Source organism: uncultured Maricaulis sp., assembly GCF_905480005.1.
Lineage (GTDB): Bacteria > Pseudomonadota > Alphaproteobacteria > Caulobacterales > Maricaulaceae > Maricaulis.
In genome coordinates, this window is sequence record NZ_CAJQOO010000122.1 from 40,617 (window position 1) to 62,981 (window position 22,365).

29 protein-coding genes are annotated in these 22,365 nt (G+C 63.1%); 19 read left to right on the forward strand and 10 right to left on the reverse strand.

Annotated elements, in window-relative coordinates; translation table 11 throughout:
* The first annotated feature begins 61 nt into the window (after positions 1-61).
* Positions 62-415, forward strand: coding sequence for an arsenate reductase (glutaredoxin) (gene arsC, locus QZ266_RS10785; RefSeq protein WP_295695024.1), 354 nt, complete (start codon positions 62-64; stop codon positions 413-415).
* Positions 416-425: 10 nt separating this feature from the next.
* Here the strand turns inward: arsC and QZ266_RS10790 are convergent, their stop codons facing one another.
* On the reverse strand, positions 426-956 hold the full coding sequence (locus QZ266_RS10790) for a DUF4166 domain-containing protein (protein ID WP_295695026.1): 531 nt from the start codon (positions 954-956) through the stop codon (positions 426-428).
* Between the two features lie 10 nt (positions 957-966).
* Complete coding sequence (locus QZ266_RS10795; protein WP_295695028.1) at positions 967-1,473, reverse strand: MarR family transcriptional regulator; 507 nt, start codon at positions 1,471-1,473, stop codon at positions 967-969.
* A gap of 198 nt (positions 1,474-1,671) precedes the next feature.
* Between QZ266_RS10795 and QZ266_RS10800 the strand changes: the two genes are divergently transcribed.
* Positions 1,672-2,034 carry a response regulator gene (locus tag QZ266_RS10800; RefSeq protein WP_295695030.1) on the forward strand — a complete coding sequence of 121 codons (363 nt, stop codon included), beginning with the start codon at positions 1,672-1,674 and terminating at the stop codon, positions 2,032-2,034.
* Between the two features lie 4 nt (positions 2,035-2,038).
* Here the strand turns inward: QZ266_RS10800 and QZ266_RS10805 are convergent, their stop codons facing one another.
* On the reverse strand, positions 2,039-2,947 hold the full coding sequence (locus QZ266_RS10805) for a hydrogen peroxide-inducible genes activator (protein ID WP_295695032.1): 909 nt from the start codon (positions 2,945-2,947) through the stop codon (positions 2,039-2,041).
* 124 nt (positions 2,948-3,071) lie between these two features.
* On the opposite strand from QZ266_RS10805, the gene QZ266_RS10810 reads away from it, so the two are divergent.
* The 15 genes from QZ266_RS10810 to QZ266_RS10880 all read left to right on the forward strand — a co-directional run bounded on the left by QZ266_RS10810 (position 3,072) and on the right by QZ266_RS10880 (position 15,278).
* A complete protein-coding gene (locus tag QZ266_RS10810; protein ID WP_295695033.1) occupies positions 3,072-3,617 on the forward strand; it encodes a peroxiredoxin in 546 nt (181 codons plus the stop codon).
* Positions 3,618-3,767: 150 nt separating this feature from the next.
* Positions 3,768-4,289 (forward strand): carboxymuconolactone decarboxylase family protein, encoded by a 522-nt coding sequence (locus QZ266_RS10815; protein ID WP_366523924.1) that lies wholly within the window; start codon positions 3,768-3,770, stop codon positions 4,287-4,289.
* A gap of 129 nt (positions 4,290-4,418) precedes the next feature.
* Positions 4,419-4,721, forward strand: coding sequence for a hypothetical protein (locus tag QZ266_RS10820; RefSeq protein ID WP_295695036.1), 303 nt, complete (start codon positions 4,419-4,421; stop codon positions 4,719-4,721).
* Positions 4,722-4,820: 99 nt separating this feature from the next.
* Positions 4,821-6,095 carry a dicarboxylate/amino acid:cation symporter gene (locus QZ266_RS10825; RefSeq protein WP_295695038.1) on the forward strand — a complete coding sequence of 425 codons (1,275 nt, stop codon included), beginning with the start codon at positions 4,821-4,823 and terminating at the stop codon, positions 6,093-6,095.
* 79 nt (positions 6,096-6,174) lie between these two features.
* Positions 6,175-7,458 (forward strand): glycosyltransferase, encoded by a 1,284-nt coding sequence (locus tag QZ266_RS10830; protein ID WP_295695040.1) that lies wholly within the window; start codon positions 6,175-6,177, stop codon positions 7,456-7,458.
* 34 nt (positions 7,459-7,492) lie between these two features.
* Positions 7,493-8,113 carry a hypothetical protein gene (locus tag QZ266_RS10835; RefSeq protein WP_295695042.1) on the forward strand — a complete coding sequence of 207 codons (621 nt, stop codon included), beginning with the start codon at positions 7,493-7,495 and terminating at the stop codon, positions 8,111-8,113.
* A gap of 31 nt (positions 8,114-8,144) precedes the next feature.
* The gene (locus QZ266_RS10840) at positions 8,145-8,513 is read left to right on the forward strand and encodes a hypothetical protein (RefSeq protein WP_295695043.1); all 369 of its coding nucleotides are present in this window, start codon (positions 8,145-8,147) and stop codon (positions 8,511-8,513) included.
* 356 nt (positions 8,514-8,869) lie between these two features.
* Positions 8,870-9,061, forward strand: a complete 192-nt coding sequence (locus tag QZ266_RS10845; RefSeq protein ID WP_295695045.1) for a hypothetical protein — start codon at positions 8,870-8,872, stop codon at positions 9,059-9,061.
* A gap of 203 nt (positions 9,062-9,264) precedes the next feature.
* Positions 9,265-10,827, forward strand: a complete 1,563-nt coding sequence (gene ffh, locus QZ266_RS10850; protein WP_295695046.1) for a signal recognition particle protein — start codon at positions 9,265-9,267, stop codon at positions 10,825-10,827.
* Positions 10,824-11,249, forward strand: a complete 426-nt coding sequence (locus QZ266_RS10855) for a hypothetical protein (RefSeq protein ID WP_295695048.1) — start codon at positions 10,824-10,826, stop codon at positions 11,247-11,249. The genes ffh and QZ266_RS10855 overlap by 4 nt, the downstream gene beginning before the upstream one ends.
* 32 nt (positions 11,250-11,281) lie before the next feature.
* On the forward strand, positions 11,282-11,740 hold the full coding sequence (gene rpsP / locus QZ266_RS15335; RefSeq protein WP_301063432.1) for a 30S ribosomal protein S16: 459 nt from the start codon (positions 11,282-11,284) through the stop codon (positions 11,738-11,740).
* 59 nt (positions 11,741-11,799) lie between these two features.
* Positions 11,800-12,357 (forward strand): ribosome maturation factor RimM, encoded by a 558-nt coding sequence (gene rimM / locus QZ266_RS10865; RefSeq protein WP_295695050.1) that lies wholly within the window; start codon positions 11,800-11,802, stop codon positions 12,355-12,357.
* Positions 12,350-13,090: a tRNA (guanosine(37)-N1)-methyltransferase TrmD gene (trmD, locus tag QZ266_RS10870; protein ID WP_295695052.1), complete on the forward strand. Its 741-nt coding sequence runs from the start codon at positions 12,350-12,352 to the stop codon at positions 13,088-13,090. The genes rimM and trmD overlap by 8 nt, the downstream gene beginning before the upstream one ends.
* Positions 13,087-13,485 carry a 50S ribosomal protein L19 gene (rplS, locus tag QZ266_RS10875; protein WP_295695053.1) on the forward strand — a complete coding sequence of 133 codons (399 nt, stop codon included), beginning with the start codon at positions 13,087-13,089 and terminating at the stop codon, positions 13,483-13,485. Before trmD ends, rplS begins: the two co-directional genes overlap by 4 nt.
* Positions 13,486-13,667: 182 nt before the next feature.
* Positions 13,668-15,278, forward strand: coding sequence for a tetratricopeptide repeat-containing sulfotransferase family protein (locus QZ266_RS10880; RefSeq protein ID WP_295695055.1), 1,611 nt, complete (start codon positions 13,668-13,670; stop codon positions 15,276-15,278).
* 13 nt (positions 15,279-15,291) lie between these two features.
* Here the strand turns inward: QZ266_RS10880 and QZ266_RS10885 are convergent, their stop codons facing one another.
* On the reverse strand, positions 15,292-15,690 hold the full coding sequence (locus QZ266_RS10885; protein WP_295695057.1) for a metallopeptidase family protein: 399 nt from the start codon (positions 15,688-15,690) through the stop codon (positions 15,292-15,294).
* A 110-nt stretch (positions 15,691-15,800) separates the two neighbouring features.
* Between QZ266_RS10885 and QZ266_RS10890 the strand changes: the two genes are divergently transcribed.
* Positions 15,801-16,280, forward strand: coding sequence for an MmcB family DNA repair protein (locus QZ266_RS10890; protein ID WP_295695059.1), 480 nt, complete (start codon positions 15,801-15,803; stop codon positions 16,278-16,280).
* Between the two features lie 4 nt (positions 16,281-16,284).
* Here the strand turns inward: QZ266_RS10890 and QZ266_RS10895 are convergent, their stop codons facing one another.
* The 6 genes from QZ266_RS10895 to QZ266_RS10920 all read right to left on the reverse strand — a co-directional run bounded on the left by QZ266_RS10895 (position 16,285) and on the right by QZ266_RS10920 (position 21,784).
* Entirely contained in the window at positions 16,285-16,974 is a 690-nt protein-coding gene (locus QZ266_RS10895; protein ID WP_295695060.1) for a DJ-1/PfpI family protein, read from the reverse strand.
* 78 nt (positions 16,975-17,052) lie between these two features.
* On the reverse strand, positions 17,053-17,433 hold the full coding sequence (locus QZ266_RS10900; protein ID WP_295695062.1) for a VOC family protein: 381 nt from the start codon (positions 17,431-17,433) through the stop codon (positions 17,053-17,055).
* Positions 17,423-18,469 (reverse strand): DUF4340 domain-containing protein, encoded by a 1,047-nt coding sequence (locus tag QZ266_RS10905; protein ID WP_295695064.1) that lies wholly within the window; start codon positions 18,467-18,469, stop codon positions 17,423-17,425. Before QZ266_RS10905 ends, QZ266_RS10900 begins: the two co-directional genes overlap by 11 nt.
* A complete protein-coding gene (locus QZ266_RS10910; protein ID WP_295695066.1) occupies positions 18,466-20,310 on the reverse strand; it encodes a GldG family protein in 1,845 nt (614 codons plus the stop codon). Before QZ266_RS10910 ends, QZ266_RS10905 begins: the two co-directional genes overlap by 4 nt.
* Positions 20,307-21,050 (reverse strand): ABC transporter permease, encoded by a 744-nt coding sequence (locus tag QZ266_RS10915; protein WP_295695068.1) that lies wholly within the window; start codon positions 21,048-21,050, stop codon positions 20,307-20,309. Before QZ266_RS10915 ends, QZ266_RS10910 begins: the two co-directional genes overlap by 4 nt.
* Positions 21,047-21,784 carry an ABC transporter ATP-binding protein gene (locus QZ266_RS10920; RefSeq protein WP_295695069.1) on the reverse strand — a complete coding sequence of 246 codons (738 nt, stop codon included), beginning with the start codon at positions 21,782-21,784 and terminating at the stop codon, positions 21,047-21,049. The genes QZ266_RS10915 and QZ266_RS10920 overlap by 4 nt, the downstream gene beginning before the upstream one ends.
* A gap of 306 nt (positions 21,785-22,090) precedes the next feature.
* Here QZ266_RS10920 and QZ266_RS10925 point away from each other — a divergent pair.
* On the forward strand, positions 22,091-22,365 hold a 275-nt coding region (locus QZ266_RS10925; RefSeq protein ID WP_295695072.1), incomplete at its 3' end, for a DUF2794 domain-containing protein.

Genomic DNA, 22,365 nt, shown 5'->3' on the forward strand with positions numbered 1-22,365 from the left:
GGCCAAGACTTGATGTTGCAGCACAAGACCGGCTTTCATAGCTGCACTTGAGGGACTTTCAATGACCGATTCGACGATTATCTGGCACAATCCGCGCTGTTCGAAATCGCGGCAGACGCTGGCCTTGCTTGAAGCCCGTGGCAGCGCGCTTGAAGTCCGTGACTACATGGACGACGCGCCCAGCGTGGACGAATTGAAAGCCGTGATGAAGAAGCTCGGCTTCGTTTCCGCCCATGAATGGCTTCGCAAGGCGGAACCCGACTATCGTGAACTCGGCCTCAAGGCGGTCGAGGATGAGGAAGCGCTCTTCAAGGCGATGACCGAGTATCCGAAACTGATAGAGCGGCCCGTTGTCATTCATGGTGACAAGGCGATGATCGGACGCCCGCCGGAGCAGGTCCTGGAGCTGTTCTGACGCCCGGACGTCAGTCCGACGCCTGTTCCAGCCGCCCCCGATATCTCACGATCAGACCGACCAGCGGCAGGCTGAGTGCGACATCGAAAAGATGCGCCTGACCATCAGCGCGTTCGCGGGCCCGGATTCGCGGCCACAGGATGTGAGGCAGGGAGAGTGACCAGAGCGTCACACCGGCCTGATCAAAGACCAGGGCGCCAGCCTCCAGCCGCAGGTCGAACGCCAATGTAAACGGTCCGATGCGCTCGGTCAGCCGGCCGGCCGAGCGAGCCTGACGGGTCGCGAAATGGCGGCCGTCATACCAGCGCTCCAGCAATTCATCGCCGTCGAGCCGGCTGACCCGGACCAGAGCCGGCAGATCGCGCCCCGACTTTGGCAGGCCGAGCAATGCAGCGACCAGATCCGCAAGCGGATTGCGGCCACGGATAATCTCGACCCGGCCTTCGAAGAGAACCGCCGGGTCGGGGCTGTGCAATTCCTGCGTAACCGCAGCAAGCTTCGCCCAGTCCGGCCCCAGAAGAGCCTGGTAGAGATGGGTCATGGCGACCCCCTCATCCGCCGACGAACCGGGCGATGCGACTTCCCATCTCCATCAGCTTCAGCAAGGTGCCCTGCGGGAGTTTGCGGATCTGCGCGTACCAGCCCGTCAGATTGGTGACAAAGCCCTCCATGCGACGCAGACGCTGGACCGCCAGTTTCGGGGTGTCGGGGTCGGCCTCGGCGGCTTCAGCGCACTCGCGCAGGATATCGATCATTGGATCGATCTCCCTTTGCTTGCGCGCTTCGGCGATCGCCATGAGCATGTCCCAGGGCTCATGGGTCGCGGTAAAATGATCGCGACGATCGCCCAGCACATGCTCGCGCTTCACCAGACCCAGCGCCTGAAGTTCTTTCAGGGAGTTGGACACATTCGAGCGGGCGATCTGCAAGACCTCGGTGATCTCTTCGGCGTGCAGCGGCGATTCCGCGAGATACAGGAGGGCGTGGATCTGCGCGATCGAGCGGTTCACACCCCAGCGGGCGCCCATCTCGCCCCAATGGAGGACAAATCGCTGCATGGGTGCGGAGAGCTTCACGACGCCTGACCTTCTTCAATTTCTGTCCTGACAGAAACTAACAGGAGGCTGAAGCGTTGTCGCGTGTCGCCATGACGCAGGCCGCGAAGCGGGGGAGCGCGGGAGCCGGATTTTTTTATACATTCTACCGATGGTCGATTCAGCCGAGTCTCGCGTCGTACCTGGTAGGAAGATACCCGCATGCGCGTTGCAGTCGTCGATGATGATCCTGTCGAGCACGTCATCCTGAGCGAAATGAGCCAGTCATTGGACTTGAATGTTCATATGGAAGGCTTTGCGCGACTGGACGCGTTTCTCGACTCGGAGCCGAGCAGTTTCGACATTGTTTTTCTGGATCGGCGCATTCCGCCGCATGATTCATACTCGGAGACCCTGCCGCAACTCCAAGAGAGCGGCTATTCGGGGCATGTGGTCCTGATGAGCGCCCATGTCGATGAGCCTCGCGTCGACCAGTTTGCATTTCGTGTGACCGGGCCAGTCGACAAGATTGACTTGATGCGCAGCGATCGCCTGAAGCGGATTCTGACCGCAGGGGCTGACTGAGGCCTCAGGGGCTGTCCGGCGCCTGCAGGATGTCGCGGATCGCATCGCCGAGCTGGATCGCTTCTTCCGAACGGGCGGACCCTTTGCGCCAGGCCACCCCGATTTCCCGGCCGACAACAGGCGGATCAAAGGGTCGGACCTCAAGACCCATGCGATCCACAAGACCGGCTTCCACCGCCATACGTGGCAAAAGCGTCGCGCCGAGGCCGGACTTCACCATGTGAACCAGCGTGTGCAGGCTGGTGGCCGCAAAATCGGCGCGCGCCGAGCCGGTCGCGCAGGCCGCGAGTGCGTGATCGCGCAGACAATGCCCGTCCTCGAGCAAAAGCAGGGGCTCGTCCGTCAAGTCGGACGGCGCCAGTGTCTTGTTTCGGGCAAGGGGGTGATCCGGCGGGGCGGCAAACAGGAATTCATCCGCCCACACAGCGTGGGTTTCGATCATCGGTGCATCATAGGGGAGCGCAATCAGGGCCGCATCAATGCGCCGCTCACGCAGGGCGTCAAACAGGCGGTCGGTCAGGTCTTCGCGCAAGAACAGCTCGATATCGGGATAACGCTCCCGCAGCGCGGGCAACACACGCGGCAACAAGAAGGGCGCGATGGTCGGAATCACGCCCAGTTTGAAAGGTCCTGAAAGTGGCTCGCCGGCAGCCTGCGCCGCGATCACCAGATCCTCGGCCTCGGTCATGACCCGGCGCGCGCGCTCCAGCACCGCGTCACCAGCCGGGGTCAGCACCGCACCCCGGGCTCCGCGTTCAACCAGGACCGTTCCGAGAATGGTCTCCAGCTCCTTGATGGCAGCGCTGAGCGTTGGCTGAGTAACGAAGACGGCCTCGGCCGCTCGAGAGAAACTTCCATGCTCGGCAAGGGCGATGATGAATTGCAGTTGGCGAAGAGTCGGAAGCTGAGACATGGCCATAGATAATACCTATGACTTCTCCAAATACAATCCATTGGATTAATCGCAGAACGCCCGTAGTACCGGCCCCGTTCACAACGCCGGCAGACAAGCCGGCCCGTCCAAATGGAGAGACACAATGCTGGGTATCGGCGAAAAACTTCCGGAATTTGAGATCGTCGGCGTGAAGCCGGGCTTCAACGCACACGAGGAAAATGGCGAGTCGGCCTTCGAGCCGATCAACCAGGACAGTTTTGAGGGCAAGTGGAAGGTCATCTTCTTCTACCCGAAGGATTTCACCTTCGTCTGCCCGACTGAAATCGTCGCCTTCGCCAACCTGGCTGAAGAGTTTGCCGATCGCGACGCCGTCGTGATGGGCGGTTCGTCCGACAATGAGTTCTGCAAGCTGGCCTGGCGCCGCGAGCACCCGGACCTCGACAAGCTCGGCATGTGGCAGTTCGCCGACACCACGGGCTCGCTGATCGACAGCCTGGGCATCCGCTCGGAAGAGGGCGTTGCCTATCGTGCAACCTTCGTTGTCGACCCGCACAATGTCATCCAGCACGTCTACGTCACCAATCTGAATGTCGGCCGCAACCCGGAAGACACGCTGCGCGTCCTCGACGCCCTGCAGACGGACGAGCTGTGCCCGTGCAACCGTCCGCTCGGCGGCGACACGCTGTAATCCAGCAATTCTGACCGGCAGCCCGCCCTCCGCAGGTTGCCATTGCCCTGGAGCCACCCTCACCCGACCGGCGCATTGCCGGCCTGGCAGGCGGCTCCAGGGCCCTTTTCTCCTACCCCGATCACAGACCGCACCAGATGGGAGCGAATGATGTCGCTTGACGCCTTGAAGAATGAATTGCCGGACTACGCCAAGGACCTGAAGCTGAACCTGTCCTCTCTTGGCCGTGAAACCGAACTCGACGCGCAGAAGAAATGGGGCACTTTCCTCGCCTCAGCCCATGCCATTGGCGAGCCGAAGACCCTGGCCGCCATCAGCGCCGCGGCCGAAGCCGAGTTGAGCCCGGAAGCGGTCAATGCTGCCAAGGCAGCGTCGGCCATCATGGGCATGAACAATGTCTACTACCGCTTCGTTCACCTGGCGAAGAACAAGGAATACAGCACGCTGCCAGCCAAGCTGCGCATGAACATCCTGGCCAATCCGGGTGTCGACAAGGCCGACTTTGAACTGTGGTCACTGGCCGTCTCCGCCATCAATGGCTGCGGCTTGTGCATCGACAGCCACGAAGCCGAATTGCGCAAACATGGCATGACCACGAGCCAGATCCAGGCTGCGGTCCGGATTGCTTCGACGGTGAATGCGGTCGCTGCGGTGGTCGCTGCCGAAAGCTGAGTAAGGGTCTTTTTTTGCAGTGCGGGAGCGTGTTTGAAAACGCGCTCCCAAAGCGCTGAAAAGGGGATTTAAAAGCGAGTTTTACACAGCCCGGTTGCATCCGAAAAAATAAGTCCGTATAATGATTGAATGTCGCTTATAGATCATTCATTCGATCCGCTGCCGAGGCGGACGACTCGCAAGGACCATGACGTCCGCGGCGGCCGCATATGGTTCTCCCGCGAGACGATCAACAAGGCTCGCAGCTATGACGATGTGTCCTGGCTGCGGGTTTCCCGCACCGCCCAGATCGGCGCCGCCCTTGTGGCCGCCGGCCTTCTGATTGGCGCTGGCGGCACCAGCTCCCTGCTGATTCTGTCCGGCGTGGCGGCTATCGCGATCAATATGCCGGCCCTGATCCTCAAGGCTGCCTACGCCTCCAAGGCGGGCTGAACCCCACCTCTCCCCAAAGATTGACCCCGACCGCGCACCCACTAGTGTGCGAACGCATCATCGTGCCTGCACGGCGCGTCTGGATCGGGGAGAGACTTCATGGGCTGGTGGTTCAAGATCAAGCTGTGGCAGCGCGTACTGGCCGCTCTGGTGCTGGGGGTTGTGTTCGGTCTGGTGACATCCAATTTGATGGGGCAGGACGCAGCGACAAGCTGGCTCGACAGCTATATTCGCCCCGTCGGCCTGCTATTCATCAACTTGATCCGAATGTTGATCGTACCGCTGATTTTCACCACGCTGGTGGCCGGTGTGATTGCGATGGGCAAGCCCTCCAAACTGGGCTCGCTGGGTCTCAAGACAATCGCCCTATATCTGGTAACCACATTCTTCGCCAATGTGATTGGCCTCACCTTCGGCGCGCTCTTCCGCCCCGGCGCCGGCGTCAATCTTGAAGGTGTCGAGGCCGTGCCAGTCAGCACCGACCCGCCCTCCATTACCGAGCGGCTTCTCGAGATCGTTCCGACAAATCCGATCGCGGCTCTCGCGGATGGCGATGTGCTGGCGATCATCTTCTTCTCACTCTTCCTGGGCATCGCCATTCTTTCAACAGGCGCCGCCGGCAAGCCGTTGGGCGACCTGTTCAACTCGGCCTCCGAAGTCGTGCTGAAGATCACCCACTACGTGATGGAGGTCGCACCCTTCGGAGTCTTCGCGCTCGTCAGCTACACCGCTGCCAGTCAGGGGCTGGAGGCGCTTCAAGCCATCCTGACCCTGATTGTGGCGGTCTATCTGGGCCTGATCGCGCATGCGATCATCACCTACGGCATACTGGTCCGCTTCGTGCTGAACCTGCCGCTGGTCCGTTTCTTCCGCGGCATGACCGACCCCATCGCGGTGGCCTATTCCACGGCGTCTTCCTCGGCGACCCTGCCGGTCACCATCGCCGCGGCCTCCGACAACCTCGGCGTCAAGAAATCCGTTGCCGGTTCGGTTCTGCCGCTCGGGGCCACCATCAATATGGATGGAACGGCGCTCTATCTCGGCATTCTCGCGCTCTTCACGGCCCAAGCCTTTGGCTACGACCTCACCTTCATGAATTACGTCATGATCGCCTTCACGGCCGCGATTGTGTCAATCGGCGCCGCCGGCATCCCGTCGGCATCGCTCTTCCTGTTGGCGATCGTGCTTGAGACCTTCGGTGTCACCCCGGAACACACCGCGATCATTGTCGGGTTCATCCTGCCGGTTGACCGGATCATGGACATGGCGCGTACGGCCGTGAACGTGACCGGCGATGCCGCTGTCGCGACGGCGGTCGCCAAATGGGAAGGCGAGCTGGACGAGGAACGCTTCCGCGACCCGGCCGTCATCTAGCGACTGCCATTCGCTTTGAACCCGATCAAACCGTCCCTCCACCTGTCTCAATAGAGGCACGGTGGAGGGACGGTTTGTCATGAAGATTGCCATCCACGCATTCGGTACGCGCGGCGATGTTCAGCCCTATCTCGCCCTGGGGCTCGAACTCCAATCCCGCGGCCATGCGGTGACCCTGTCAGCGCCGCGCGATTTCACCGCCTGGATCGACAGTTTCGGCCTTCCGGCCCGCGCCTTCGATTTCGACATGGGCGAATTCATTCGCCGGGCCGAGGCCCTGGGCGTCACCCGCAATCCGCTCAAGGCGTTTTCCAATCGCGGCGAGATGATCGAACCGATGATCGATGCCTGCCTGACCGAGGCGGTCGAGGGGACGCGGGATGCCGACATGGTCATCGCCCACCCCAAGGCCCTGTTTTCAGCCAGCGGTGCGGAAGCGGTCGGGGCCGGCTTCATCCTCGCCGCGCCGCTCCCCATTATCAGCCCGACCCGCGACTTTCCGATGCCCGGCGTGATGGCCAATAATCGGGCCCACTGGCTCAATGCGCTGAGCTGGGCGCCACTGGGGCTGGGCATGATGCCCTTCCGCAGAAAGCTGAATGCCTTGCGCACGTCACTCGGTCTCGCGCCGGTCGGCAACAGTCTCGACTACGGCACGTATCGCGGCGAACCCTGCCTGCGGCTGACGGCCAATTCCGCTCATATCCTGCCGCGGCCGGATGATTGGGACGATTACAGCGTGCTGACCGGGAACTGGGTCTTGCCGGACCCATCCCGATCGCTGGCGCCAGACATCGACGCCTTTCTCGAGAGCGGCGCCCCGCCCGTCTATGTCGGCTTCGGGTCCATGGTCACCGGTGATGCGACCCGGCTCGTCACCGCCGCGGTCGCCGGGCTTCGACGGGCCGGCCTGCGCGGGATTATCGCCCGCGGATGGGCCGAACTTCCGGCCACTGCCGAGCCGGACATGCTGGTGATCGACGGCGCCCCGCACAGCCTGCTTTTTCCGCGTTGCCGTCTGATTGTCCATCACGGCGGCGCCGGGACGACGGCCGCGGCCCTGACGGCCGGCAAGCCCAGCCTGATCACCCCCTTCATGGTCGACCAACCCTGGTGGGCTGAACGATTGCGTGAGGCCCGGCTCGGACACAAGGCCCTGCGCCCTGAACGTCTGAACGCCGGACGCTTTGCCCGCGCGCTCCGGCGGCTCGAGGACGACAGGGCCGTCGCCCGAAATTGCGCGGATCTGGGCGAGCATCTCCGCCGTGAGAATGGCGTCGCCAAGGCCGCCGATCTGGTTGAGCGCGACGCAGAGCGCTGGGCCGGACTGAGCCGAGCTGGAAGCCCGCCCAAATCAGGCTAGACTGCGCATTCACACGGGTCGGGGGGGCGCCATCATGAAACTGCAGCACCGCATGATCGAGCTGATCGTGGCTGTGAGTGTCGTTGTCATCTCGCTCGCATCCCTCTTCGTCGCGGTCTACCAGGGCATCGTCATGGACCGCACGATGAAGGCATCGGTGATGCCGGTCATCCAGGTCGAAAGCGGCAATATCGATGATGACCGCGAAACCTGGGTAATGACAATCAACGTCAAGAATACCGGGCTTGGCCCCGCCGAAGTCCGCTATTTCAACATGTATTGGGGCGGCGAAATCATCCATGACACCTCGGTTTTCATTGCGCGCTGCTGCCTTCCGGAAGAAATCCCGGCCGATGAACGCCTGCCCTTTGTCCATGACGCGTTCCGCAATGGTCAGTTGAATCTTGTGTTCGACAATGTCCGACGCCGCTTCCTCGCTCCCCAGGAAGACATCGACTACATCGCCTTCGACCGACCGGATGCCACAACCCAGCCGCTTGGCCACGCGCTTTGGGACTCCCTCGACGCCGTGCGCCATGAAATGAGCTATGAAGTCTGTTACTGCTCGGTCTTCGATGATTGCTGGCTGGCGCGCTTCCCGGAGCACAGCCGCGAACCGGTTCGCCAATGCATTGATCCGGCCATTGCGGACTGATCCGGCACGTGCGGGACCACGTACCAACCGCATGACCTCCTCGGAACCCCGCTTCAAATCGCTCCTCATTCGTCTGGCCGCCCTCATCGGGACGCTCGGGCTGACCGCGCTGATTGTGTGGGCCGTCCAGGCTGGCGACTTCGGAGCCGCCGGTGACTGGCTGACACATCATCCGTGGGGCCTGGTCACGCTTGCCGATCTGTATTTCGGCTTTCTGATCGCGGCCATTTTCATCGCTGGAATCGAGCGGGACTGGCGCTGGGCCTTATTCTGGATTTTGCCCCTTCCCCTTCTGGGCAATGTCTGGGCCGGCCTTTGGCTTTGCCTCCGGGCCGGTCGTGTCTGGAACACGCTGCGCGGTCGGAATGGCCGGGACACACAACAAAACCGCCCCGAGTGATCCAGCCGAGCCCGGGCAGCGTAACTGCCATGTCCCCCGAGCGGTGCATGGGCTGACCCTCCAAAAACCGTGCCCGCTCAAACCGCGTCGGCCCTGTCCGCCTCATGTCCCGGCGGGCAGGCCGGCGTCTCCCTGGACAGCCCCGGATCCGGATCAGACATCGCCCCTCTTGAACGGGCCAAACCGTCTCCCATATTCAGGCCACATTCATTGGATACGCCGACAAGACAGTTTGAGGCGTATTTTACTTGTTTTAACGATAAACCCGCTTCGAACGCCGCCGCTAGGACCCCGTTAAGGGAATCGGCGCTCAAATCGGTACGCGTAAAAAAGGGCAATCCCGCCCCGAGGACATCATGGCCAAGGCTCAATTCGCAATCAGCACGCTCGCAAAGACAGCCCTTCTGTGGCTGACGGCAGCGCTGATCTTTGCGTCTCTGTTCGGCGCCATGCTTTCTGCGCGCCCTGATCGTCCGGGTCTGACCTTCTCCAGCTCCGAACCGGTCATGGTCTCCGGCGAAGCCGACACGGTTGCCGAGACCCGCTGAGCCTCGCCCCGCATCGTGCGTGCGGCTTGACTCTTTTCCACACGCCACGTACTAGCCCCGCTTCATCTTGCAAGCATCACGCTTGTCTTACCGGCACATCCGCACCAACTGGTCGGGGGAGGTCGGCGAGAACCCTGCTCGGCGAAGGTTTCGCTCAGCGGGGCCGCTTTGCTTTGTGATGATGGCGACGGATTGAGGTTTTGATGTTCGACACACTGACAGAACGACTTGGCGGCGTTTTCGACAAGCTCACCGGGCGCGGTGTGCTGTCGGAGAAGGATGTCGATGCGGCGTTGCGCGAAATTCGCGTCGCCCTGCTCGAAGCCGATGTCGCTCTGGACGTGGTGAAGGCCGCGACCAAGCAGATCCGCGAACGCGCTGTCGGAGAAGATGTGATCCGCGCCGTCTCGCCGGGTCAGCAAGTCATCAAGATCGTCCATGACGCCCTCGTCGACCTGCTCGGCGGCGAAGGCGAGCCGGTCGGCCTGTCCCTGGACGGCGAACCGCCGGTCGCCATTTTGATGGCCGGCCTGCAGGGCTCCGGTAAAACCACGACCTCGGCCAAGCTCGCGAAACGCATTCAGGAAACGCAGAAGAAGAAGGTCATGCTGGCCTCGCTTGATACGCGTCGCCCGGCGGCCATGGAGCAGCTCCAGCAGCTGGCCGGCCAGATCGATGTCGCCTTCCTGCCCATCGTTCCGAACCAGCGCGCGGTCGATATTGCCAAGCGTGCGATGAGCGCCGGCCGCCTGCAGGGCTTTGACGTCGTCATCCTCGACACCGCCGGCCGCACCTCGATCGACGAGGACATGATGGCCGAGGCGCATGAGATTGCGCGCGTCACCAATCCGCACGAGACCCTGCTGGTCGCCGACGCCCTGACCGGTCAGGACGCTGTCGAGACCGCCCGTCGCTTCCACGAGCGCCTGCCGCTATCCGGCCTGGTACTGACGCGGATGGATGGCGATGGCCGTGGCGGCGCCGCCCTGTCCATGCGCCATGTGACCGGCCTGCCGATCAAATTCCTTGGCGTCTCGGAAAAGCCCGACGGGCTGGATGTCTTTGACGCCAAGCGTGTCGCCGGCCGCATTCTCGGCCGCGGCGACATCATCTCGCTGGTCGAGAAGGCCGCCCAGAATGTCGACGAGGAAAAAGCCGCCCGCATGGCCAAGAAGATGGCCAAGGGCAAATTCGACCTCGACGATTTGCGCGAACAGTTCAGCCAGCTCAAGACCATGGGCGGGCTTGGCGGCATCATGGGCATGCTGCCGGGCATGAACAAGAAGATGCAGGCCCAGGCGGCCGCGGCCGGCATGGACGACAAGATGCTGACCCGCCAGGAAGCCATCATCCTGTCGATGACCAGGCAGGAACGCGCCAAGCCGGAAATTCTCAAGGCCAGCCGCAAGAAGCGCATCGCCGCCGGTTCCGGCGTTCAGGTTGCCGACGTCAACAAGCTGATCAAGATGCACCGCCAGATGGCCGACATGATGAAAAAGGCCGCCAAGGGTGGCCGCGGCGGTCTCGCCGGCATGATGGGCGGAATGGGCGGCGGCATGCCTCCGGGCATGGGCGGCCAGATGGGCGGAATGAACCCCGCCGATATGGGCCGCGCCACACAGGACCTGCTGGGCGGCAAGGCGCCATCCGGCTCAAAGCTGCCCGGTCTGGGCAATTCAAACACCAGCAAGCCTGCGGGCCTGCCGGGATTGGGCGGCGTACCGCTCGGTCCCGACGGGCTGCCGCTGGGTCTGCCGAAGAAATGATCCGCGCGCTCGTCATATTCCTGCTTGTGGCCAGTGGCTCGGCGTTGGCTGACGACTGGGCGGATGAGCTGCGCGCGACCACCCGGGTCGAGCCCACCTATCCCTATCTCGCTGCGGCGACGGGCATGACAGCCGTGTGCCGCGCGGCCTACGGCATTGATGAAAATGGTCGCCCGTTTGACGTTTGCGTGGCCTGCAATACAGGCTTGGAACGGCCAACACCGCCGCGGACGCAGACCCTGGTATCGCAACAATTCGTGCAGTCGGTTGAAGTCGCCATCAGCCAATGGGCCTATTCACCCGATCTGGCTGGATACATTGGCGTACGGACCGAAATTCAATTTCTGCTCGCCGACCAAAGCCCCGACGTCCTGCCGGAACCACCCGCAATGGATGAGTGCCGCGGCCCTCAAATCACCTGATCTCCCTATACGACTCTAGAAGGAATACCCCTATGTCTCTGAAAATCCGTCTCGCCCGTGGTGGCGCCAAGAAGCGCCCTTACTACCGCATCGTCATTGCCGACAGCCGCTCGCCGCGCGATGGCCGCTTCATCGAGAAGATCGGTTCCTACAACCCGATGCTCCCGAAAGACGGCCAGCGCGTCGAGCTGGACATGGACAAGGTGAAGGCCTGGCTCGCCAAGGGCGCCAAGCCGACCGATCGCGTCGGCCGTTTCATCCACGCCATCGAAGCCGAGACCTGGAAGTGGGAAGCCAGCAACAACCCGAAAAAGGGTGAGCCGGGCCAGAAAGCCAAGGAACTCGCTGCCGAGAAGGCCGAGAAGGAAGCTGAGCGCAAGGCTGCTGCTGAAGAAGCCAAGGCCGCTGCCGAAGCACCAGCCGCTGAAGAAGCTCCGGCTGAAGAGGCTCCGGCCGCTGAAGCTGCTGCTGAAGAAGAAAAGTCCGAGTAGGACTTTCCCGCGATCGGCCCCCTCATGAGTGAGGGGGCCGTCACGACCGGATACCCATCATGACCGAGCCCGCCGACGATCTCGTCTTTATTGCCGCCATCGCCGGCGCCCACGGTGTCCGTGGCGAGTGCAAGGTCAAGAGCTTCGCCGGCACCCCGGCCGACGCTTTCATCTATGGCGCCTTCCTGGACACAGACGGCAAGACCATCCTGACTCCCAAGGCCGCCCGGTCGGTCAAGGACGGTTTCGTGGTCCGCTTCGCCGAACCGCTCGACCGCGACACGGCCCAGGCCCTCAAGGGCACAAAACTCCACGTCCTCCGCTCAGCCCTGCCGGAACTGGAAGAGGACGAATTCTACCATTCCGACCTGTTGGGCCTGAAAGTCCAAGGCCTGGACGGCGCGCCCATGGGTACGCTCAAGGCCGTCCATGATTTCGGCTCCGGCGACCTCTTGGAAATCACCGGCACGCCCGACCGTAATGGCAGCTGGATGCTCCCCTTCACCCGCGAATTCGTGCCGCATGTCTCGATTGCCGAGGGTGTGGTGACGATCGACCCGCCGGAAGATGTCGGCTCGAAGGCCGAGGAAGAGGCGAGCGGAACTGTCGATGACTGACGCCACCAGCCCTTCCCTGCCTTGGACCGCGACCGCGCTCACCCTCTTCCCGGATGCCTTTCCGGGACCCCTGGGGGTTTCGCTGATTGCAACAGCTGCGAATCATGGGTTGTGGGCGCTTGAAACTGTGGACATCCGGGATTTTTCCCGTCATAAGCACCGCTCCGTGGACGACACCCCAGCCGGCGGAGGCGCCGGTATGGTGCTCAGGCCGGATGTCGCGACGGAGGCGATTGATGCGGTGCAGTCTCGCTGGCAAGGCGGGAAACGACCGTTGATCTATTTGACGCCGCGCGGAAAACCGCTGACCCAGTCCCGGGTTCGGGAATGGGCGACGGGTCCGGGCGTTGTCGTGTTTTGCGGACGCTTCGAAGGCCTCGACCAGAGGGTGATCGAAAGCCGCGAGATGGAAGAGGTCAGTGTTGGCGATGCCGTGCTGGCCGGGGGCGAAGCGCCCGCGCAGGTTCTCATCGAGGCCTGTGTGAGACTTCTCCCCGGCGTGCTGGGCGACCCGATGTCGGCCGAGGATGAAAGTTTCGAGGGTGATCTCCTCGAATATCCTCATTACACGCGACCGCGCGTGTTTGAGGATCGGGAGATCCCGGACGTCCTGTTGTCGGGGCATCATGGCCGTGTTGCGGCCTGGCGCCAGGAACAGGCTGAGAAAATTACGAAGGCGCGTCGCCCCGACCTCTGGACGAGGTACAAGGCCCGCAAGGAGAATGCACGATGAACATGATCGAGCAGCTTGAACAAGAAGAAGCCGCCCGCGTCCTGGGTGACAAGAAAATTCCGGATTTCAGCGCCGGCGACACGCTGCGCGTCCATGTTCGCATCAAGGAAGGCGAACGTGAGCGGATCCAGGTCTTCGAAGGCGTCTGCATCGCCCGCAATGGTGGTGGCCTGAACGAGAGCTACACTGTCCGCAAGATCTCCTTCGGTGAGGGCGTCGAGCGCGTTTTCCCGCTCTACTCGCCGAATGTCGAGCAGATCGAGATCAAGCGCAAAGGCCGTGTCCGCCGCGCCAAGCTCTACTATCTGCGCGATCGTCGCGGCAAGTCGGCCCGTATCGCCGAGCGCGTCACCGGTCGTGGCATCGAAAAGCGCGAGCCGAAGAAGAAGGGCTAGTCCCGCCTCTTCGCGACAGCGACACGAAAAACCCCGTCAGCCTCGCTGGCGGGGTTTTTTCATCCGATCGCTTCACAAACCGGGCCCAAGTGTCGCTGTGACTGGTTTGCGCGAGAATTCTGTGCCCGAATGCGGGCTGATCCGCTCGCCGCTTGAATGACAGGACCGCCACCGAGATGTCGATGACGCCGCAAGAAGCCTTTGCTCGTTCCCAGTCCGGGTTCGCCGCCTATCGCGACCATCGCTTCGTCGATGCCGAATCCGTAGCCGATGCCATTCTCGCCGCCCTGCCGAACGACCCCAATGGACTCTATCTGAAGGCGATCTGCCGACGCGCCCGTCAGGATCCGGACGCCGCGCTCTTGTGGATCAAACAGGCCTGTGATGCTGCCCCGGGACAGATGGGCTTCGAGCTGGCCGCCGCACAGATCCTTGGCGATCTGGCGGATTATGTTTCCGCGCGAAGCCGATTCGACGCCATTTCCGATGCCTTCCCGGACGCTGTGGAACCCCACGTCCTGCGCGGCGCCATGGAACGTCAGGCCAATGATCTTGGCGCCGCGCGTGCGGCATATGAAGAAGCCCTGACGCGTCAGCCCGGTCATGTCGAAGCCCATCGGGGCCTGGCCATTGTGTGTGAGAACCAGCGTGACTGGTCGGCGGCGCGCGAGCATGCGGACGCGGTCCTGGCCGTCGAACCGAGCGATGCGGCCGCCCTTTCTGCGCGCGCTGGCTCCGACCTCGCCAACCGGACACCGGACCAGGCGCGCCAGCTGATCGAGGCGCAATTCGATGCCAGCCGTGCGAATCCGGCGATCAATGCTACAGTCTGGCGCCGTCTGGGTGATGCCTGCGAAGCAATGGACGACCATGCGGCCGCATTCGCGGCCTGGGAAACCGGCTATTCGGCGTTGCGCGAGCATCTTGCTCCGGGCGGGCAATTCTTCGATGGCCTGCATGGGCTCGACAGCCTGAAACGGCTGACCGCTGCCTATGCGACCATCAAGCCGCCGAGCCTGCCGGCACCTGAAAAGCGCCGCGCGCCGGTCTTTCTTGTCGGCTTTCCGCGGTCAGGCACGACGCTGCTGGAACAAATCCTGGCGAGTCATTCGGGGATATCCACGAGTGACGAGGCCCTTCTGGTCCAACCCATCCTCGATGAGGCCGGCGACAGTGACGACAGTCTGCGGCGCTTCTTCGCGGCCCTGCCCCGAAACCGGGCCCGGCTGCAAAGCGAATACTGGGCGCGCGCCAAGGCACTCGGCGTACCGGACGACACCGTCTTCATTGACAAATTGCCGCTGAATTTGCCCTGGCTGGGCGTGCTGGGACAGGTCTTCCCGAATGCCCGGGTCCTGTTGGCGCTGCGCGATCCGCGGGATAGCGTCTTCTCGACCTTCAAGCGGCTCTTCCAGTTCAACACGGCGATGCTGCGCACCTACACGCTGGCCGACACGGTCGCGCTTTACGATGCGACCATGAAAGCCGGCGAAGCGGGCCGCAAAGTGGCTCCGGACCTGCGCGTCACCCAGGTCCGCTATGAGGATGTCGTGACCGACATGAAGGACGAGATCGCACGGGTGCTTCTGGTGCTCGGTCTGGAATGGGAAAGCGAGATGGCCGACTATCGCGAGCGGCTGTCGCCCAGCCTCTCGACCCCCTCAGCCTCGCAGGTCGAGGAGGCCATTCATGACCGTTCCATCGGTCTCTGGCGGCACCATGCCGAGGCGCTGGAGCCCTATCGGGCCCAACTCGATCGGTGGATCAACCATTGGGGCTATCCCGACCGATAAAGGCTGAGAGCCGTCAGTCTGCGTCCTCAATACGGTGCATATCCTCATCGGAAAGGCCGAAATGATGGCCGATCTCATGCACCAGGACATGAGAAATCAACTCGCCCAGCGTGATGGCGCCGTGATCGGCCCATTCATCAAGAATAGGGCGACGATAAAGGACAACCCGGTCCGGCTCAGGCGACGGGTCCGAGACCGATTTCTGCGACAGGTCCACGCCGATATAGACGCCGGTCAACTCGAACGGATCGGTCAGCCCGACCGCGGCCAGGGTCTCGGCATCCGCAAATTCACTGACAAAGACCTCTACCCGACCGCAAAGCGCCCGCATCTCGTCAGGCAATGCGTCAAAGGCGGTCGCGGCGATCCGCTCGAAGTCATCCAGCGATGGCGCGATACTGTCTGCGGTCATGGCGCGTCTTCCCGAAATCCTGCCTCAATCTGATCGAGCCTGGCTGGCTTGAACAGAGGCATGGTCAGCACGGCCTTGCCGCGCGAACAAATCAGGTACAAACTCCGGCAATGTCCAGAGATGATGTCGCCTCAACTGCCAACCCGCTGATCGATGACGCCCAGGCCCTGATGCGTGGCGCCGCGCGCCTGCTCTGGCATATGGGTTACAGCGCGGTCCCGGAGTTCAGCCTGCCCGACGGGCGGCGCGCTGATCTCGCTGCGCTTGGTCGCAAGGGCGAGATCACCATTATCGAGATCAAGTCCGGTCTTGCCGATTTCCGCGCCGACAGCAAATGGACGAATTATGCCGGCTATTGCGACCGGCTCTATTTCGCGGTGTCCGAGCGCTTTCCCCATGACGTCATTCCGGACGATGCCGGTCTGATCATCGCCGACGGGTTCGGCGGCGCGATTATCCGGGAGAGCCCGGTTCTCAAACTCGCACCCGCCCGACGCAAGGCGCTGACCTTGCGCTTTGCCCGGGCCGCGGCAGACCGGCTGATGCGCGTGGGCGAGCCCGCGGTCGACCCGGCGCCGACTGCCGATTGACGGATCAGGCGTCGGCCGTGGCCGTGACCCGGTCCACGACCTCCAGAAACGCTTCCAATCGTGGTGCGAAGCGCGCATCGACGGCGTCACGAACCGGCGCCGGGGCCTTGTCCGGGGACCCGGCATTCACCGGAGGCGCCGGATCATATTCAAGACCCAGCTGAATGGCCTGGGCCAGCGCCTCGCCATAGAGTTCGCGCACGATCGTCAGCGCGAAATCAATCCCGGCCGTGACACCGCCGCCAGTGAAGAGGTTTCCGTCCCGGACAACCCGGGCCGTGACCGGCTCGGCACCGAAGCGGGACAGGGAGGCATGATAACTCCAGTGGGTGGTGGCCTTTCGGCCCTCGAGCAGCCCTGCCGCGCCGAGAATAAACGCCCCTGTGCAGACCGACGTCATGAATTGCGCTCCGGTCGCCTGCTGGCGCAGGAAATCCACCGTCGCCGCATCTTCCATCGCCGCGTCGACGCCCCATCCACCGGGCACGCAGACCAGGTCGAGCTGAGGACAATCGGAAAAGCTGGTATCAGCAAGGATGAAGGGGCCGCAATCCGTCCTTACCGGACCGGCCTCCCGGGCAACCAGGTGGATTTTGACACCCGGAAGTCGGTTGAGCACTTGCAGCGGCCCGGTGAAGTCCAGCTGGGTGAGGTCGTCGAACAGGACAAAGCCGATATGTTTCAGACGTGGCATGCATGTCTCCAATCCCAGCCACGCGCAAGCTAGCCAGAGCGGTCAGATGCGGGAATGCCAAATCCCCGGCAAATCCGGTCAATGACGGTCCGGCGAGACGCGCCAGGGCGGATCGATGCGGTTTTCGCCGGCGTAATAGAGTTTGATGCGATGACCATCCGGGTCCCGCAGGATCGCTTCACGCCAGAGCCAGCTCTCATCGCGCGGCGCGGTCTCAAAAACAAAACCCACCGCCTGCAGGCGGTGGTAATCAGCGTCCATGTCCTCGGATTCGAGATAGATGACCGCCCCGGTCCCAACCGGTGTTTCGGCATGAATTGAAAAGGTCGCATCCCCGTCCGGTGCGAGAAACCGGCAGTAATGCGGACTGTCGACCAGCAGCCGGAATCCGAGACGCGCGTAGAAATCCTTCGAGCGCGGAATGTCGCTGACGGGAAGGGTGATCTGGTTAAGGCGCATCACCGGCCTCCTCGCGCGGGTCCGCAATTCTGTCGAGCGGTCTGATCAGGCGATCAATCGTGAGGTCAGACATCAGATAGGCCCAGCCATCGGTGAGCGCATTGAGCGCCGAAGCTTCCGCCGCTGCATCATCGGTGATGGCTGACGCCGTGATCAGCGCCCAGCGCGTTTCGCCCAGCGCCTTGACGTCAATCCGAACCCTCAGGCCCGAAAAGGTTTCGGCCGTGTGGTGGGCCACGAACTCGCCACCCAACCGGTCCGCCCGGCGAACATCGCGGAAGCGAACGCGGCCAAGCGCGGCTGCCGGACCATTCCCGGCGGCGGCGGTTATGGTCTGCCAGCCCGCGGGTCGCCGCAGGGCGAAATTCCGTGACGCCGTCGAGGCCCGCTCCAGGCGATAGGCCGGGCCAGCTTCCGGCTGGATATCCGCACGGGCAATGTCATTCGTGCCGAGGGAGAGGAAATCGAGATCAAGCCAGGCATCCGCCGGCAGCAGGTCGGGCCGTGCCACCGCGCCATCGCCCAGCCGGGCAGCAAAAGCCCGGTTCCGACCGGGTTCACGCACATAAACCCGCTCACCACGCGTCTCGCCCAGAAGAATGTCGGCCAAGATGGTCCCGTCCGCATCGCGAACGCTGATACGGGTCGCGCCGTTCTCGGTGCCCGGCTCGGCCAGTCCCAGACGCCCCAGCCGGCCAGGATTGTCGGTTCGGGCCCCCTCGAATGTCAGGGCCGCAAGATAGGCGTCCAGCTCGGCGAGGCGTTCCGGCCGGACCGGATACCCGTCCCGGCTGGGCATGGTCCAGACGCCCGCCGCCTGTTGAAGAAGAAAGTTCTCATCGCCGGTGATGTCGATGACCCGGGCGCTGGCCACTGCACTGGACCAGTTTGGCAGGACCGGTCCGCTGACAGCCGGGCGCCAGGTCTCGCTGGCCTGCGAGAGAAGCGTCACGAGGGCGGCGCCGGCAAGCAGCAAAGCCGAGCCGGCAGCCACCAGCAATTGGGTGCGTCGCCGCTTGTCCGTGGTCACACTCATCCGCGCCGCCTCCGTCGCCGGACAACCGCTCCGGCGATCCCGAGCAGGATGATCAAGGCGGGCGGGACGCCGATCGTCCAGAATTGGAGGTCTGCGTTGAGCGCATCGATATCCTGCCGGAAATCCCGTTCGATTCCCCGCAATGCCTCGCGTCCCTGGAGAATTTGTTCACGCAGACGCATCGCCTCATCGCGATCACTGGCCTGGGAATCCGCGAGCAGGGCCGAAGCCTGACCGCTGTTCAACAGCACGCTCAACCGGTCCTGCGCATCGGCAATTTCCGCTTCGAGCCGGTCCTGTGTTTCGACATAGCGGGCCTCGGCTTCTGCCCGCAGACGTTCAACCCGGGCCATCGGGCGTAGGGATGGCGTGCGCGAACGCAGTGAGACAAGGGCCGGGTCGCCCGCTGCCATATCGATGAGATTGAGCGCCAGGGTCAGATTGTCGGCGACAAAGCTGCGACCCGTGCCCGGGTCATTGCGGACATAGTAATTGTCATCGAGCCAGTCTGCGTCGGCGACAATGACGATATCCACCGGACCGGAAGCCATCTCGCGATGGGCGCCCGGATTGAATGCGATCTCGCCGGCGGGTGGCCCGGACGGGAAAGCCGTCTCGATCATGCCCGTTACACGCGCCGCGATGATGAGCGCCTCGTTTGCCGCAACATAGTCCTGCAGCAGGGCGTCGGGGCCCGGCGCGCCCGCGGCTATGTCGGCGTCCAGCAAGGCGCCTTCCGGCGAGGTCGACAGGAGTGGTGTCACTTCGACACCGGCAAGCGGATTGATCGACAATGCGCCGGGCGACCCGAAATTCAGGCCGAGATCGAGAGTAGACGTGGCCAGGTCGGTCTGGCTGATCTGGCCGGCCCCCAATGAGAACCAGAGCGGGTAGGCTCGCCGACGGGCCCGACCGTCGGACTCCACAATCTCTACCGGCAGGCCGAGTTGCCGGTCCATGCTCACCGTTTCACTGTCATATCCGATCCCCCAGCGGGTGAGGAGCGGTCCGAGATCGGACGAGCGGCGGGCATTGATCGGCGGCAAACCGTCCGGGCCCGGCCGCAAGGCCATGTGGGCCAGCGGATCAAGGAAGGCGAGGACGCGCCCATGGCTCAGCGCGAACTGGTCGACGAGATAGAGCTGTTCCTCGCTCAGAGCGCCAGGATGCACGATCAGCAGGGCGCTCGCCTCGGGCATGGCCACAAAATCGCGCTCCAGCCAGATCAGATCATAGGCCGCGTTCAATTCGGCAATGAAGGCGTTCGGAGCCCCATCATCGGGGCTGAGCGGCAAACTTGTAAGGACGGCCAATCTCGGCCGGGCAGGCCGCTCGATATCAACGATGAGGCGGGTGAGATCGTATTCCAGCCGGGCTTCCGCCTCTTCCCGGAAAAGCGGAATAACCGCCTGTTCGTCGACAGAATTCCGCGCCACGAGGCCGAAAAACAGACTGTCCCCGCCATCCGTGGGCATGGGCGACAAGCCGGCTGCCAGCGCCTCATCCTCATTCGACGAGAAGGGCTCCGGATCAATCTCGGTCACGCGGATTCGCCCGTTGGACCGGTCCGCATAAGCGTCGAGAAACTCACGCACTCGGGTCGCATAGGCCCGGATCGCGGGATATTGGGCGGCCTCGGCGCGGGAATAGTAGAAGCGCCACTCAATCGGCTCCTCGAGGCGGGTCATCACCGCAACCGAGCCGTCAGACAGGCGGTAGAGGCCGTCCTGTGTCAGATCGAGTCGGGCACTGCCGAACCATCGGCCCGCCAGTTCATTGCCACCAAGGAAGACGACGATCAGGCTGATCAGCATCAGGGGCAGGAAGAATGTGCGCTTCATCGCCCGCCTCCGCGCCGCTCGGCAATAAGGACACCCGCAATTGTCAGCGAGACGAGGATGAGGCCGACAAAATAGATCAGGTCGGACAGGCCTATCACGCCGTATCGGAAGGCGTTGTAATGCTCCAGAGCGCTCAGCCGCGCGACGAATTCGGACAGGGCGGCCGGGGCATTCTCCCCCAGCGCCGACAGCACGAATGGCCATCCCGCCATGGTCAGGAGAAAGGCCGCTCCGGTACCGAGAACAAAGGCCACGACCTGGTTCGATGTGGTCGCAGACAATGCCTGGCCAACCGCCAGATAGCTGCCCGCCATGAGCCAGGCACCCAGATAGCCGGTTGCGATCGCCGCATTGTCGGGCGCGCCGAGATAGTTGACTGCAATCCACATCGGGAAGGTCAATGCCAGGGCGAGGCCGGCGACTGTCCAAGCGGCGAGGAATTTGCCACCCGTCGCCGCCCAGAGCGGGATCGGCAGGGCCATCAGGAATTCCAGTGTCCCGCGATCACGCTCCTCGGCCCAGGCCCGCATCGCCAGGGCCGGCATGAGGACCACAAACAGCCAGGGCAGATAGTCGAACATCGGCGCGAGATCGGCGCGATTGGTGTCGAAGAAGCGCCCGATATGAAACGCGAAGGCGGGCGCACAAATCGCGAAGACCGCCAGGAAGACATAGGCCAGTGGCGTCTGGAAATATGCCGTGAGTTCGCGGCGATAAACAGCATGGAGGGTATGGATCACGCCACCGCCTCCGCGCCGCCAACGCCCTGGGTGAGGGCACGGAAGGCCGATTCCACCGTCGAATCGGGACCTTTCGCAGCGAGCGCATGCGGGGTGCCGTCAAACAGGACACGCCCCTTGTCGATCACGATCGCGCGCGAGCAGACAGCGGGCACTTCTTCCAGGATATGGGTTGAGATGATGATCGCCTTCTCCGGCGCCATGTCCCGGATCAACTGGCGCACACCATCCTTCTGGTTGGGATCAAGCCCGTCAGTGGGTTCATCCAGAATGAGGACAGCCGGATCATGGGCGATGGCCGCGGCAAGGGCAGCGCGTCGCTTATAGCCCTTGGACAGCGTCCCGATCGGCTGATCCGCCATCTCGCCCAGAACGGCGCGCTCAAGCGCCAGACCCGTGGCCCGCATCAATGCACCGCCGGAGAAGCCGCGTGCACGCAGACCGAAAATGACAAAGCCCCGCGGCGTCATGGCTGGATAGGCCGGCGCTCCTTCCGGCAGGTAACCAAGGCGCGACTGCGCCTCCAGGCGCTGGGTCATACAGTCATAGCCGGCAATCGAAGCGGTCCCGCCATCCGGCTCCAGCCCGCCGGCGAGCATGCGCATACTGGTCGTCTTCCCGGCCCCATTGGGGCCGAGAAAACCGAGCACTTCGCCGCGCTCGAGGGTGAAGCTCACTCCATCGACCGCACGGAAGGATCCGAAATCCTTGATGAGTTGATCGGCAACCAGCATGGTTCGCAGGGCTCATGATCTGACTGATCTAGCGTTAGCGCGACGCGGCGCGCTTGGCCAGAGGCAAGGCAAGTTGTCCATTTCATGAGCGGAATTGGGGGTGTCGACCGGACCGCAGCCTCTTGACCCGGGGGGCTGGGGGGGCTGTCTAAAACCAGGCTGGGAGGCGGTTATTGCGACCGGCCGACAGGTGAGACGGTGGTCGGGCGGTATGGCCGGAACGCGCCGAGAATGTGGCGACTTTGCGGCGCTGCGTGAAATGTTTGTAAGCTGGACAGGGTGATTCAACTGGTGGGAGAATTCGGCGTGCAATCTTTATCCCCCTTCGCGAAACGCAAGCCGGACCCGGTCATGTGGAACCGTCGTGAGCTCGACGCGATCCTGCGGGTCTATGGGCGTTTCGTCGCCCAGGGGGAGTGGAAGGACTATGCCATTGACGGCCTGCGGACCGAGGCCGTCTTCTCGATTTTCCGCCGCGCCAGCGAGGTGCCGATGTTCACGGTCGTCAAGACGCCGGCGGACACCAATCGCCAGGGCCAGTACAAGGTCGTCGCCATGAGCGGCCAGATCCTCAAGCGCGG